This is a genomic window from Chryseobacterium sp. CH21, from assembly GCF_004119445.1.
Classification (GTDB): Bacteria; Bacteroidota; Bacteroidia; order Flavobacteriales; family Weeksellaceae; genus Chryseobacterium.
Map to the genome: position 1 here is coordinate 81,140 of NZ_QICI01000041.1, position 11,911 is coordinate 93,050.

The 11,911-nt window shown below is 34.2% G+C and carries 13 protein-coding genes; 6 read left to right on the top strand and 7 right to left on the bottom strand.

What is annotated here, in order from left to right; translation table 11 throughout:
• Window positions 1-2: 2 nt before the first annotated feature.
• From fusA to rpsL, 3 genes are read right to left on the bottom strand one after another with little or no spacing between them, the layout of a single operon-like run.
• A complete protein-coding gene (gene fusA / locus BOQ62_RS07505; RefSeq protein WP_129038351.1) occupies window positions 3-2,120 on the bottom strand; it encodes an elongation factor G in 2,118 nt (705 codons plus the stop codon).
• A gap of 6 nt (window positions 2,121-2,126) precedes the next feature.
• Window positions 2,127-2,603 (bottom strand): 30S ribosomal protein S7, encoded by a 477-nt coding sequence (gene rpsG / locus BOQ62_RS07510; protein ID WP_034677991.1) that lies wholly within the window; start codon window positions 2,601-2,603, stop codon window positions 2,127-2,129.
• A 23-nt stretch (window positions 2,604-2,626) separates the two neighbouring features.
• Entirely contained in the window at window positions 2,627-3,040 is a 414-nt protein-coding gene (gene rpsL / locus BOQ62_RS07515) for a 30S ribosomal protein S12 (RefSeq protein ID WP_002983146.1), read from the bottom strand.
• Between the two features lie 447 nt (window positions 3,041-3,487).
• On the opposite strand from rpsL, the gene BOQ62_RS07520 reads away from it, so the two are divergent.
• The 4 genes from BOQ62_RS07520 (at window position 3,488) to BOQ62_RS07535 (ending at window position 6,580) form a co-directional block, all read left to right on the top strand.
• Window positions 3,488-3,964 carry a Dps family protein gene (locus BOQ62_RS07520; RefSeq protein ID WP_105702159.1) on the top strand — a complete coding sequence of 159 codons (477 nt, stop codon included), beginning with the start codon at window positions 3,488-3,490 and terminating at the stop codon, window positions 3,962-3,964.
• A gap of 94 nt (window positions 3,965-4,058) precedes the next feature.
• Window positions 4,059-5,237, top strand: coding sequence for a nicotinate phosphoribosyltransferase (gene pncB / locus BOQ62_RS07525; RefSeq protein WP_129038354.1), 1,179 nt, complete (start codon window positions 4,059-4,061; stop codon window positions 5,235-5,237).
• A gap of 124 nt (window positions 5,238-5,361) precedes the next feature.
• Window positions 5,362-5,832, top strand: coding sequence for a YciI family protein (locus BOQ62_RS07530; RefSeq protein ID WP_129038356.1), 471 nt, complete (start codon window positions 5,362-5,364; stop codon window positions 5,830-5,832).
• Window positions 5,804-6,580 (top strand): hypothetical protein, encoded by a 777-nt coding sequence (locus tag BOQ62_RS07535; RefSeq protein WP_129038358.1) that lies wholly within the window; start codon window positions 5,804-5,806, stop codon window positions 6,578-6,580. Before BOQ62_RS07530 ends, BOQ62_RS07535 begins: the two co-directional genes overlap by 29 nt.
• A gap of 46 nt (window positions 6,581-6,626) precedes the next feature.
• On the opposite strand, the gene BOQ62_RS07540 is transcribed toward BOQ62_RS07535, so the two are convergent.
• Window positions 6,627-8,027 carry an MAC/perforin domain-containing protein gene (locus tag BOQ62_RS07540; protein WP_129038360.1) on the bottom strand — a complete coding sequence of 467 codons (1,401 nt, stop codon included), beginning with the start codon at window positions 8,025-8,027 and terminating at the stop codon, window positions 6,627-6,629.
• 290 nt (window positions 8,028-8,317) lie between these two features.
• Between BOQ62_RS07540 and BOQ62_RS07545 the strand changes: the two genes are divergently transcribed.
• Window positions 8,318-8,554, top strand: coding sequence for a hypothetical protein (locus BOQ62_RS07545; protein ID WP_129038362.1), 237 nt, complete (start codon window positions 8,318-8,320; stop codon window positions 8,552-8,554).
• Between the two features lie 150 nt (window positions 8,555-8,704).
• On the opposite strand, the gene BOQ62_RS07550 is transcribed toward BOQ62_RS07545, so the two are convergent.
• From BOQ62_RS07550 to BOQ62_RS07560, 3 genes are read right to left on the bottom strand one after another with little or no spacing between them, the layout of a single operon-like run.
• Window positions 8,705-9,223 carry a hypothetical protein gene (locus BOQ62_RS07550; RefSeq protein ID WP_129038364.1) on the bottom strand — a complete coding sequence of 173 codons (519 nt, stop codon included), beginning with the start codon at window positions 9,221-9,223 and terminating at the stop codon, window positions 8,705-8,707.
• A gap of 49 nt (window positions 9,224-9,272) precedes the next feature.
• Window positions 9,273-9,719 carry a hypothetical protein gene (locus BOQ62_RS07555; protein ID WP_129038366.1) on the bottom strand — a complete coding sequence of 149 codons (447 nt, stop codon included), beginning with the start codon at window positions 9,717-9,719 and terminating at the stop codon, window positions 9,273-9,275.
• A gap of 15 nt (window positions 9,720-9,734) precedes the next feature.
• On the bottom strand, window positions 9,735-11,342 hold the full coding sequence (locus BOQ62_RS07560; RefSeq protein WP_129038368.1) for a hypothetical protein: 1,608 nt from the start codon (window positions 11,340-11,342) through the stop codon (window positions 9,735-9,737).
• 169 nt (window positions 11,343-11,511) lie between these two features.
• Here BOQ62_RS07560 and BOQ62_RS07565 point away from each other — a divergent pair, with 169 nt between their 5' ends.
• Window positions 11,512-11,883 (top strand): helix-turn-helix domain-containing protein, encoded by a 372-nt coding sequence (locus BOQ62_RS07565; RefSeq protein ID WP_129038370.1) that lies wholly within the window; start codon window positions 11,512-11,514, stop codon window positions 11,881-11,883.
• Window positions 11,884-11,911 lie beyond the last annotated feature (28 nt).

Here is an 11,911-nt window from a genome sequence, read left to right on the forward strand (position 1 = left end):
AATTAACCTTTTGCTTTAGCTATGATTTCTTCAGCAACGTTTTGTGGAGTAGCTTGGTACTTCTCTAATTCCATAGAAGAAGTAGCTCTTCCTGATGAAAGTGTTCTTAGAGTAGTTACGTATCCAAACATTTCGGAAAGTGGAACAGAACCTTTGATTACAACAGCACCGTTTTTCTCTTCCTGACCACTGATAGTACCTCTTCTTTTGTTAAGGTCACCAATGATGTTACCCATATATTCTTCTGGAGTTACAACTTCCAGTTTCATAATTGGCTCCATAATTACTGGCTTAGCAGCACGTCCCGCTTCTTTAAATCCTAATTTAGCAGCCATTTCAAATGAAAGAGCATCAGAATCCACTGCGTGGAAAGATCCATCTTTAAGAGTAACTTTAATACCTTCAACTTCGAAACCAGCCAAAGGACCGTTCTTCATTGCAGCTTTAAATCCTTTTTCAATTGCAGGAACAAATTCTCTTGGAACGTTACCACCTTTGATCTCATTGATGAATTCTAAACCAACTTTACCTTCGTCTGCAGGTCCTAGTTCAAATACAATGTCAGCAAATTTACCTTTACCTCCAGATTGCTTTTTGTAAACTTCTCTGTGGTTAGCAACTTTTGTTAAGTTTTCTTTGTACTCTACCTGAGGTTGTCCTTGGTTTACTTCAACCTTGAACTCTCTCTTCATACGGTCTACAATGATATCTAAGTGAAGCTCACCCATACCAGAGATAATCGTTTGTCCAGAAGCTTCGTCAGTTCTAACAGTAAATGTAGGATCTTCTTCAGCCAGTTTAGCTAGAGCGTTACCCATTTTATCCTGGTCAGCTTTAGTTTTAGGCTCAACAGCGATACCAATTACCGGATCAGGGAAAACCATCGATTCAAGAACGATTGGGTTTTTCTCATCACACATTGTATCACCAGTTTTGATAGATTTGAATCCAACAGCAGCACCAATATCACCAGCTTCAATATATTCTACTGGATTTTGCTTGTTAGCGTGCATTTGATAGATTCTAGAGATTCTTTCTTTATCTCCTGAACGAGTGTTCAAGATATAAGAACCTGCATCTAGTCTTCCAGAGTAAGCTCTGAAGAATGCTAATCTTCCCACGAACGGGTCAGTAGCAATCTTAAATGCTAATGCAGAGAAAGGCTCATCTACAGATGGTTTTCTTGTGATTTCAGCGTCAGTTCTTGGGTCAGTACCTTTGATATCATCTTTATCCAATGGAGAAGGAAGGTATTTACATACTGCATCCAACATAAACTGTACTCCTTTATTCTTAAATGAAGAACCACAAGTCATTGGGATAATAGATAGATCGATAGTAGCAGCTCTCAATGCAGCATTGATTTCTTCTTCTGTAATTGAATCTGGATCTTCGAAGAATTTCTCCATCAAAGTTTCATCATATTCAGAAACAGCTTCTACTAATTTCTCTCTGTATTCAAGAACTTCATCCTTCATGTCTTCTGGAATTGGAACTACTTCGAAAGTAGCACCTTGTCCAGCTTCATCCCAGATGATCGCTCTGTTTTTAATTAAGTCAACAACCCCTTTGAAATCTTCTTCAGCACCGATTGGTAAAACGATTGGAACTGCATTAGATCCTAACATGTCTTTAACCTGGTTTACCACGTTAAGGAAGTCAGCACCTTGTCTGTCCATTTTGTTTACGAATCCCATTCTCGCAACTTTGTAGTTGTCAGCAAGTCTCCAGTTTGTTTCAGACTGAGGCTCTACTCCATCTACTGCTGAGAATAAGAATACCAATCCATCTAATACTCTTAAAGATCTGTTTACTTCTACAGTGAAGTCAACGTGTCCCGGTGTATCGATAATGTTGAAGTGGTAAGGTTTAGTGTCTGCAACAGGTTTTCCTTGATCAGTTGGAAAGTTCCAAGAACAAGTAGTTGCAGCAGAAGTAATAGTAATACCTCTTTCTGCTTCCTGCTCCATCCAGTCCATTGTAGAAGCACCATCGTGAACTTCTCCAATTTTGTGGTTTACTCCTGTATAGAATAAGATTCTTTCTGTAGTAGTAGTTTTACCAGCATCAATGTGAGCGGCAATACCAATATTTCTTGTAAATTTAAGATCTCTACTCATTTCTAATTAGAATTTAAAGTGTGAGAAAGCTTTGTTAGCTTCCGCCATTTTGTGAGTATCAGATTTCTTTTTGAAAGCAGCACCTTCTTCTCTTGAAGCAGCTACAACTTCATTAGCTAATTTCAAAGCCATAGACTTATCATTTCTCTTTTTAGAGTAGCTAATTAACCATTTCATTGCCATAGAAATTTTTCTATCAGCTCTGATTGGCATAGGAATCTGAAAGTTAGCTCCACCTACTCTTCTAGAACGTACTTCTACGTGAGGCATTACATTTGTAAGTGCATCTTTCCAGATTTCAAGTGCAGTTTTTTCAGTTTCTCCTTTTTTAGTTTCTACGATATCTAATGCATCATAGAAAATTTTGAATGCGATTGACTTCTTACCGTCAAGCATTAAGTTGTTTACGAATCTCGTTACCAATTGATCATTAAATTTCGGATCTGGTAACAACGGTCTTTTTTTCGCTTTTGTCTTTCTCATTGCTTTTGTACCTTATTTAATGATTATTTTTTCTTTCCTTTTGCAGGAGCAGCAGCTGCTTGTCCTGGTTTAGGTCTCTTAGCTCCGTACTTAGATCTTCTCTGTGTTCTTCCATTTACACCTGCAGTGTCTAATGCACCTCTTACGATGTGGTAACGTACTCCCGGTAGGTCTTTCACCCTTCCGCCTCTAACCAATACTATCGAGTGCTCCTGAAGATTGTGTCCTTCGCCCGGGATATAGGCGTTAACTTCTTTACCGTTAGAAAGTCTTACCCTTGCTACTTTTCTAAGTGCAGAGTTTGGTTTCTTAGGTGTAGTAGTATATACTCTCGTACATACACCACGTCTTTGTGGACAAGAATCTAGGGCAGCCGATTTGCTCTTCTTGGCAAGCGTGGCTCTTCCTTTTCTTACTAATTGTTGAATAGTAGGCATTTAATTGCTTTTTATTTTAGGGTGCAAAAATAGTAATATTTTTTTAATCTGCAAACAGTTATATAAAAATTAAAATCAAATACTTACAGTAAAATACAGCGCGTTTCAATATGATAATCAAAGAAACATAATATTTAAACGGAAAAGAGAGTAGAAAAAATGAATTTCAGCTTTAAAAAAAGGCGTATTAAATAATTATGAAATTTATCTTACTATAAAAATTTTCATGTAAAACAGATTCTGAGCACCTCATCCGATATATCCAAACTATATTTAAAAACTTTCTTATAGTTATGATCTATTAACAATCAGGACAGTTCGGCACGATATTTCGTAAATTTGGGATATACAAAATGATAAACTTATCCTTCACTATAGCAAAGTCTTCTTATAATACTCGATGGAAGCGGTGATGATATCTAATCTAAAAAAAATAAATATATACATATGAAAAATGCTAGTATCATTGGCCTTAAAGAAGCCGATTGCAAAAAGATTTCAGAAAAATTAAATGTACTGTTGGCTAATTATTCCGTATTCTATCAGAACACAAGAGGTTCTCACTGGAATATCAAAGGAGAGCAATTCTTTACTCTTCATCCAAAGTTTGAGGAATTGTACAACAGCCTGGTTTTAAAGATTGATGAAATTGCAGAAAGAATCCTGACTTTAGGAGCAATTCCTGCACACAACTATTCGGACTATTTAAAGGTAGCAACTATTAAAGAAAGTAAAGAAGTTACTGACGGAACGAAAAGTGTTGAGCAGATTCTAAGTTCATTTAAAGTCGTAATTGATCTTCAGAGAGAACTTTTAGATATTACCGATGAAGCAGGAGATGAAGGTACAAATTCGCAAATGAGCGACTATATTACCGAGCAGGAGAAAGAAGTTTGGATGTACAATTCTTATCTTGGGAAATAACTCCATCCAATACATGGAAATATTTCAAAAAATCGCCTTACATTTAGGCGATTTTATTTTTTATTTTTATATTTGCGTTAAAATTACACATATTATGAACGACGTAAGATTGAACTCTATTCTGGATAATGATTTTTATAAAATAACCATGCAGAATGCTGTGGTAAAGCTATTTCCTGGTTCTATTGTTAAATACGAATTTATCAACAGGGGAAAACACCACTTTCCGGAAGGATTTGACGTTGCTTTAAGAGAAGCTGTCAATAAAATGGCTGAACTTAAACTTACGAAAGATGAAAAAAAGTTCATGGCAAGAACATGTCCTTATATAGATCTTCCTTATCTTGATTTTCTAGAAGGCTATCATTATGATCCCTCTGAAGTAAAAATTCATCAGGAAGGAGGAGACCTTTCTGTTATTGTGGAAGGGCTTTGGTACAGAACGATTCTCTGGGAAGTTCCATTGCTGGCACTCATTAGTGAGCTGCATTATGAAATGAACCACATGGAAAGAGATTCTAACGATGTGGTAATGAGCAAGACTCTTGAAAAAGCAGACTCATTAGCCAAGCTTGGGGTTACTTTTGCCGAGTTTGGAACCAGAAGAAGACATTCTTACAAAGTACAGAATCTGGTGATGGAAGCTTTAACACAGAAAAAAGAATCTACTTTCATCGGAAGTTCAAATGTTCATTTTGCCATGAAATATGGGGTAAAACCAATCGGAACACACGCTCATGAATGGTTTATGTTCCATGCTGCTGAATACGGATTCAAAATGGCTAATGAAATGGCTCTGGAACATTGGGTAGATGTATACAGAGGTGATCTTGGGGTGGCGTTGTCTGATACTTATACTACTGATGTATTCTTTCAGCAGTTTGATAAAAAATTCGCAAAACTTTTTGACGGTGTACGTCACGACAGCGGTGATGCTTTAGAATTTGCCGATAAAACAATAGCCCACTATCAAAGAAACGGTATCAATCCTATGTTTAAATATATTATTTTCTCTGATGCACTAAATCTGGAGAAAGTAGAAGAGATCACCAATTATTGCAGAGGAAAAATCGGTATTTCATTCGGAATAGGAACCAACCTCACCAATGATGTAGGGCTAAAGCCAATGAATATTGTGATGAAACTCATTGGCGTACAGGCTCCTAATAAGGAATGGATTCCTACAGTGAAACTTTCTGATGAACATGGTAAATATACTGGAGATCCTAAAATGATTGAATTAGCGAAAGAATTTTTAAGAATTAAAGATTAATCATCTTATCAGAACAACTATATAGAACCTCGTAATCATCGAGGTTTTTTTGCATCCTTCACTTATTAAAATTTAGTTTTCAGAAATCGAGAAGGTTTTGGTATATTTATCAAAATAAAACAAGATGAAATCAAGAACATTACTAACGGCATCCCTCCTTATATCAGCATTATCCTTTGCTCAGGAAAAGAAAGCGGAAAAACCTAAATACAATCAGGAACTGGCAACTTCTTTAGGAGCTGATAAATATGGAATGAAGCCCTATACTATTGTCATGCTCACAACAGGTTCTGCTAAGATTGAAGACAAAACCAAAATGGGTGAACTTATGAAAGGCCACATGACCAATATTGGCAAACTGGCAGACGAAGGTAAAATTGTTGTAGCCGGACCTTTCCTTGAAAAGAATAAAGAAAACTACCGTGGTATGTTTATTTTCAATACCAAGTCTAAGGAAGAAGCAGAGCAATGGGTAAAAACTGACCCTGCAGTTCAGGCAGGTGTTTTCAGTTATGAAATTTTCCCTTGGTATGGCTCAGCAGCGCTGCCTTTATATCTTAAGCATCATGATGAAATTTCAAAAGAAAATCCTTAAGAAATATAAAGCACGAATTTTATTTGTGCTTTTATTTTTACTATTAATAATAAGCTGTGGAAAACAGACATTCCTTTTCGAATTTAGTACCGAGAAGGTTGACAGAGATATTGTTGATGAAATAAAAAAATTAAAAGGCTTACCCCCTCCAGGATTACTCTATAGTGATACAAAATATGAGGTATGGAAAACCTGTTCCGGAGAATGGGGAGGAACTATTTATTTCAAAAATAAAAAATCGGGAAAAATATATTATGCAGAAGCAACTTGTCCGGTTTCTGTCAATAAAATTAATAATAAGTACTATATATCCAATTCCTTGTCACATCTTTTGGGAAGTTCAGATATTATAGAAATTACTGATCCTGAAAAAATGGAACAGACTACTAGAATATCTCTTTATCATCCTGATATTATTACAAGGGAATACGAGTCTCACTCTTCAAAGGGAACAAAAAAACTAATAGATACAGTTGGAGCCGTTATAATGTCAAGCTTTGTATATAAACAAAACCTATATTCAATTCTATTAAATCACAGCAGTACCAAAGCTACAATTTCAGAACTTCGGGACAATAAATTCCATACAATAAAGGAAATTGACAAAGATCTTTTTTCTGAACACCCATTAATTATAAAGGAATCAGAAACGCATCAGAAAATTTATCTCCAGCGGCCTAAGGCTGGGATTCTTGAAATTAAGGAAAATAAAATCAAGTTTATTTCTTATACAAAAAGTAAAAAATAAAGAGACTGCCTTTTGCGACAGTCTCTTTTTACCATTATCTTTTAAATTATTGAATATCACTTCCGATGATATAGCCATTTGTGCCATTTATTTTCCTGACAGCACTGTTATTAAATCTATATTTATTATAGATACCAATATTTGGGATATATCTTAAGATATTACCTTCCCTCATATAGATCTTATTAGTATAATTATCCTGTTTAAGATCATTATCAGGAGCTAAATCCGCTCCACGTTCTACAGTTGACAAATTACTTGGACTCACAGTAGCGATTTCACTACTGGTAATATTAAATAATCCGTAAAGTGTCATAGGACTTTGAATATATCTCAGTTTGTTTTCAAACATAAAAAAGGTCTGATTGGTGGCAGGATTTCTAACAAAATTACCATTCACAAGATTAGCAGTATTTGTATAATCTAACCTCACCTGATTATCAATTAAATATTGATCGATGTAAGCTTTCAATTGAGCCTTCTTCACAGGATCTTTAATAAACTCATAAAGAGAAATCAAGCCATTATTTCCAAATTCTACCAATACCGCATTCGCTGGTGTTGAACTATTCTGCCAGCTTGAAATATTAATTTTAGGATTTGTCTGATCAAGGTTTAACTCACCCACCAAACTCTTTGACGGATCTCCTCCTCTGGTTTTAAAGGATAGTTTTCTGGAAAAGTTTTTATTGGATTCTGAAGTATCTATATCGTTATCAACATTGGCATCAAAAATACTCTTTACCCCCACTTTAACCCCAACTCTAGCTGCTTTTTCACGGCTTTGATTTGTTGTTTCAGACTGAAACATAACATCCATCTTAGCACCCGTATAAATATCTACGGCAACATGGGTACCATAATCGTTTACAATCTGCGCAGGGCTATTAGTCTGTAGATCATTCGCAAACTCCGGCGTCAAATAATCTGATAATAAAACAGGAGTAGCATTAAATCTGAATCTTCTTTGTTTAATCAAAAGATTATAGCTTCCGTAAATATATTTAGCATCAAATTTATTGGTCGTCGTATTACTCACCGAAGAACTAAAAGTAACTGAAATAAGCTTTTTGAATAAAGAGAATCCGGCAGTTGCGCCTACCTTTGTGGAAACCATTTTCGAATACGCTTCTGCATTTTCGCCATATTCTTCAAGATATTCCTGAGAAAATACATTATCAGTAATCAATCTTCCAGCCTGTTCGTTTTTGAACTTTTCAAGATCAATTACCTGGTATCCTGAGGAGTTTGAATTTGCATATTCTCCTGTTGCGTTGTAACCATATCCTAAAATGTCATAAGCGCCATCACCAGCAAATTTAGCAAAATTTCTTCCTGAGTTTTTTTTTGAGTTTTCATTGAGGTTAGGGTTCTCAAACTCCTCAGTAGAACAAGAAGTTACCAACAGTAAAATAATACTGCTAAAAAAGAGACTTAGTTTTTTCATATTTTTATTATAAGTCTGCAAACTTAATTCTTTGCCCTCAAAGCTAAAGTGATATAAATCATAAATAAGGGAATTAATATATCCTTAACAATACAATGGTGATAAATATATAATTTATCAATTAATCTATTTTATTTCAAACAATTACACCCAAAAGAAAATGAAATTTTAAAACATATTTCTTTTATCAATGAATTATTTTAATTATTTTAGCTTATTAGCAACTCGATTCACTCTATTAATTGTGAACGAGTTACAATAAACCAATACCATAATTAAAAATTAATTTCATGAAAAAATTAAACATTACAAAACTTTCGAGAACAGAACTGAAAGATGTATTCGGAGGAACACTGTATCCGGCAGAATGTCCCGGAGGATGCCATGGTGAGGGCATGATCAGATGTCCGGACGGTACTACCACGATGACTAACTTTATATGTATGGGTGGAACCTGCCAACCGGCAGCCATGTGCAAACCATTGGTTCTTGAACCTTTTCCTGATCCGATAACCATCACCCCATAATCAGAATGAACAATACATAAAGTGAGCTTTCCGGCTCACTTTTTTGTTATCTTTAAATCAACAAAAAACCACCGGATTGGTGGTTTGCTTATTTAAATTTTCTTTAAACTCCTGTGTAGATTTCTATTTCTAGCTTGTTGCTTGTCTTTATTATTTATTTTCTATAAAAATACTTATTTCAAATTGTTCCTTTACCGGAATACCATACATTTTTGCTGATTTCCAAGTATTAAGTTCTTTTATTTTAAAAACTTCTTCAATAGCTTTTTTGGTATTTTTATCAGTATATTTTAAAATCTCTATATTTTCTAAATTATCATTAATACCTAGAATTAAACGAATCCTATTTTCTCCTTTTCTTACATTTTTGGGGAGTTTAAATTTCTCAAATAAAACAGATCTAAAATGACTCATGCCTTTTGGAAATTCTGCATTCAAAATCATTGTACCTAAATCATCTATACATACTAGATTTTCTTGTTTTTCACACTTTTCTAAAGATCTTCTTGCATTTATATTTATAATACTAATTTTAGCAGAATCTATTTTATTGGCAGGGAAAAGTTTTATATTCTCAATTCCTGTTGAAAGATAAACAACATACTTTTGTTTCACAGTACAAGCACTAAGAAAATAAAGCATTATAAAAAAAGAGAAAATAAATCTCATTATTTTGGAGCCTGAGCTTTATTTGTTAATCCTCTTACATACCAAAATTCTATTTTTTGATTATTAAATTTTTATAGAAATTTTCTGCTGTAGGATTCCAAAACCAATGATATTGATTTAAAATTGAACTTGCTTGTTGGTAATCAAAAGTTTGTTGAAATGTTATTGCTATATGAGGCTGAACATAATCATTTTGATAAATAATTGAAGAGCTTTCTGCATCATTAATAAACATAAGTGTTAAGAAATTATTATCAAATGGTCCCGGATCATAAGCCTTTATAGCAATATTATTTTGAGCTAATGCTTGGAGGAAAACTGAAAGCGGTTGATTATAATAATTAGTCTTATTTGGCATAAGGTTATTTAAATTAGAAACAGTCTGATTATAAAAATTGGGATAATCTGCTATACTTATAGGTTGACTTGTTTGTGATTTACATTGTGTAAAAATAATTACAGTAATAAAAAATGTAAGTAAAATATTTGTTTTCATAATAGTATTTTTTAGTTACGGACAAGGTTCTGCTCTATAGCCTGTTATTTTTTTACCTCCTGATGCGGGGATTTCATATTGAAAAGATACTGATCTAAGTGGTTTCAAATTTCCATTAACATCTGTTTTTGCAAAACTAATTCCCGTATCATATTTTTCCAAAATGTGCGCATACGCTGATTCCATTCCATCATTCTGGCTGCTTCCCGAATATGATGGTAAACTTCCTTGCATATAGTAGTTGTAAATAGTATTAAAATCACTTCCAACAGCATAGTTTTTATTAAATATTCTTCCTTCATTGGTTGTATTAGCTAAAAAAGGATAAGCAGCTAAAAAAGCTTCGGCTTTTATTCTATCAGTTACTACTAAAGCATATTTAGTACCATTACTGCTAAAAACAAATGATGCCTGAAAAGTCGGTCTTTCCTTCGCAGATTGGAGCGTTACATAAAGGTCTTTCGCAGACGGAGGGGACGCCCCATGGTTGGGATGTGTATGTGCCATTGCAAGAAGATCTCCAACAGAAGGTATACTGATTGAAACATGGCCAGGATCATTAAGATCATTACTTGAATAAGGATCTTGTGCTATTGGTGTTGTACTCGTACTGATGATGGCAGTACCATATTCATAATGGTCATTTTTAGCATGATTTTCTAGTGCGCTTAGCTCTGTAGATATTGTTGGTGCATGTAATAAAGTATTTACTATATTTACAGGAATACTTGCTTTAGCACAAGGATCGCCATTATTAGAGCCTCCCCCTACATTGGGATTAGTAGGCACCCCATAGCAGCTTCCGTCACCTAAATCTGAACCTGGTTGTTGAGGTCCTGTTAAAACTTTGGGATCAGGACACACCCAAGTAATCGGCGGACCATCTCCACCACCGCAATCTCCGGTACTACTGCCGCCACCTCCACCGCTTCCGCTTCCATCATCTACGCTGGTACAAACATATAATAAAACTGTTATTAAGTGTGATTGTTCATCAGCACTACAATCAGTTTCGCCATTGTGATGCACCCCTTCACTACACCAGGTATAGGCTTCCGCTGCTACATATCCGCAGCTTTGTGTAGATCCTTTACCCAATACTTGTGGTAATATACCCACGCCCAATTCTGTGACAGTAGATTTTCCTTTAGTATTTACATGTCCTCCGTTCATTAGAATTTTCTTTTCCTGAAGAGTGAAGTTATAGGCAATTAATAATTTTTTATAAGTCCCATCTGATAAAGGAGTAAAAACCAAATTTTCTATAGGGGTATTTTCCTCTTGATTATTTCTTATAATCCGGAAAGTATAAGTATGATAATGAGAACCATTTTCCATGAAGACAATATGATCAGTATCTATGGTGAAATTATCATAATCAATAGTTTTCCCTGCAACAAACCGTTTGGTTTTCTTTAAATCATTTTCAGCCTTTTGCAGTTCAGAAATCAGTTTAGATTTATGCTTACTTTCATTAAGCGTAATTATTTTTGAGTAAAGTTTAAACTGGTTGCTGTTGTCATAAGTTTCCTGATGATCAGGGAGAAGATCATTTCTACATGACTGTAAAGTAAAACCGAAGACTGCCAGCAAGAGCAGCACGATGATAAATCTTTTTTTCATTCATTTGAGTTTTAATTGTTAAATATATTATTTTTCCTATTCACTTCGAAGAGAACTATGACAAAACTAAAATTAAATCTCAAACTGTACAATAAACTTTGGTTGTAAAATGTCCAATCTTTAGTTGTTTTTTTATTTTTTTATTTACTTTAGCATAAAATATAAGAGTATGACTTTGGGAACCAAACTTAATAAACTAAGGACAGACAGGAAACTTACACAAGTTCAGATCGCTGAAAGATTACACGTTTCTCAAAATGCCTATAATAAATGGGAAAGCGACAAAGCAAAACCTGCAATGGAAAACCTTATGAAAATTGCAGATTTTTACGAAACTGATGTTTATGAATTATTAGATGAAACTCCTATTGTTCAGAATAATACTGATAGAGCTATAGGAACAATTCATAATAATAATACAGTAACTATTAATAATACAATTTCAGAGGAATTAATAGAAAGTTTATTGAAGAATCAACAAGATATCACAAAACTTATGGAAGCTCAAAGCAAACTTATAGAAAGCTTACTAAAAAAATAAATCAACTTTAAAAACTCATAATAAAAAG

What these genes read in the sequence shown, in the direction of transcription:
- BOQ62_RS07520 (WP_105702159.1), top strand. Translation starts at nt 3,488, where the DNA reads ATGAAAAATGCTAGTATCATTGGCCTTAAAGAAGCCGATTGCAAAAAG.
- fusA (WP_129038351.1), bottom strand. Translation starts at nt 2,120, where the DNA reads ATGAGTAGAGATCTTAAATTTACAAGAAATATTGGTATTGCCGCTCAC.
- rpsG (WP_034677991.1), bottom strand. Translation starts at nt 2,603, where the DNA reads ATGAGAAAGACAAAAGCGAAAAAAAGACCGTTGTTACCAGATCCGAAA.
- pncB (WP_129038354.1), top strand. Translation starts at nt 4,059, where the DNA reads ATGAACGACGTAAGATTGAACTCTATTCTGGATAATGATTTTTATAAA.
- BOQ62_RS07535 (WP_129038358.1), top strand. Translation starts at nt 5,804, where the DNA reads ATGATGAAATTTCAAAAGAAAATCCTTAAGAAATATAAAGCACGAATT.
- BOQ62_RS07560 (WP_129038368.1), bottom strand. Translation starts at nt 11,342, where the DNA reads ATGAAAAAAAGATTTATCATCGTGCTGCTCTTGCTGGCAGTCTTCGGT.
- BOQ62_RS07555 (WP_129038366.1), bottom strand. Translation starts at nt 9,719, where the DNA reads ATGAAAACAAATATTTTACTTACATTTTTTATTACTGTAATTATTTTT.
- BOQ62_RS07550 (WP_129038364.1), bottom strand. Translation starts at nt 9,223, where the DNA reads ATGAGATTTATTTTCTCTTTTTTTATAATGCTTTATTTTCTTAGTGCT.
- rpsL (WP_002983146.1), bottom strand. Translation starts at nt 3,040, where the DNA reads ATGCCTACTATTCAACAATTAGTAAGAAAAGGAAGAGCCACGCTTGCC.
- BOQ62_RS07530 (WP_129038356.1), top strand. Translation starts at nt 5,362, where the DNA reads ATGAAATCAAGAACATTACTAACGGCATCCCTCCTTATATCAGCATTA.
- BOQ62_RS07545 (WP_129038362.1), top strand. Translation starts at nt 8,318, where the DNA reads ATGAAAAAATTAAACATTACAAAACTTTCGAGAACAGAACTGAAAGAT.
- BOQ62_RS07565 (WP_129038370.1), top strand. Translation starts at nt 11,512, where the DNA reads ATGACTTTGGGAACCAAACTTAATAAACTAAGGACAGACAGGAAACTT.
- BOQ62_RS07540 (WP_129038360.1), bottom strand. Translation starts at nt 8,027, where the DNA reads ATGAAAAAACTAAGTCTCTTTTTTAGCAGTATTATTTTACTGTTGGTA.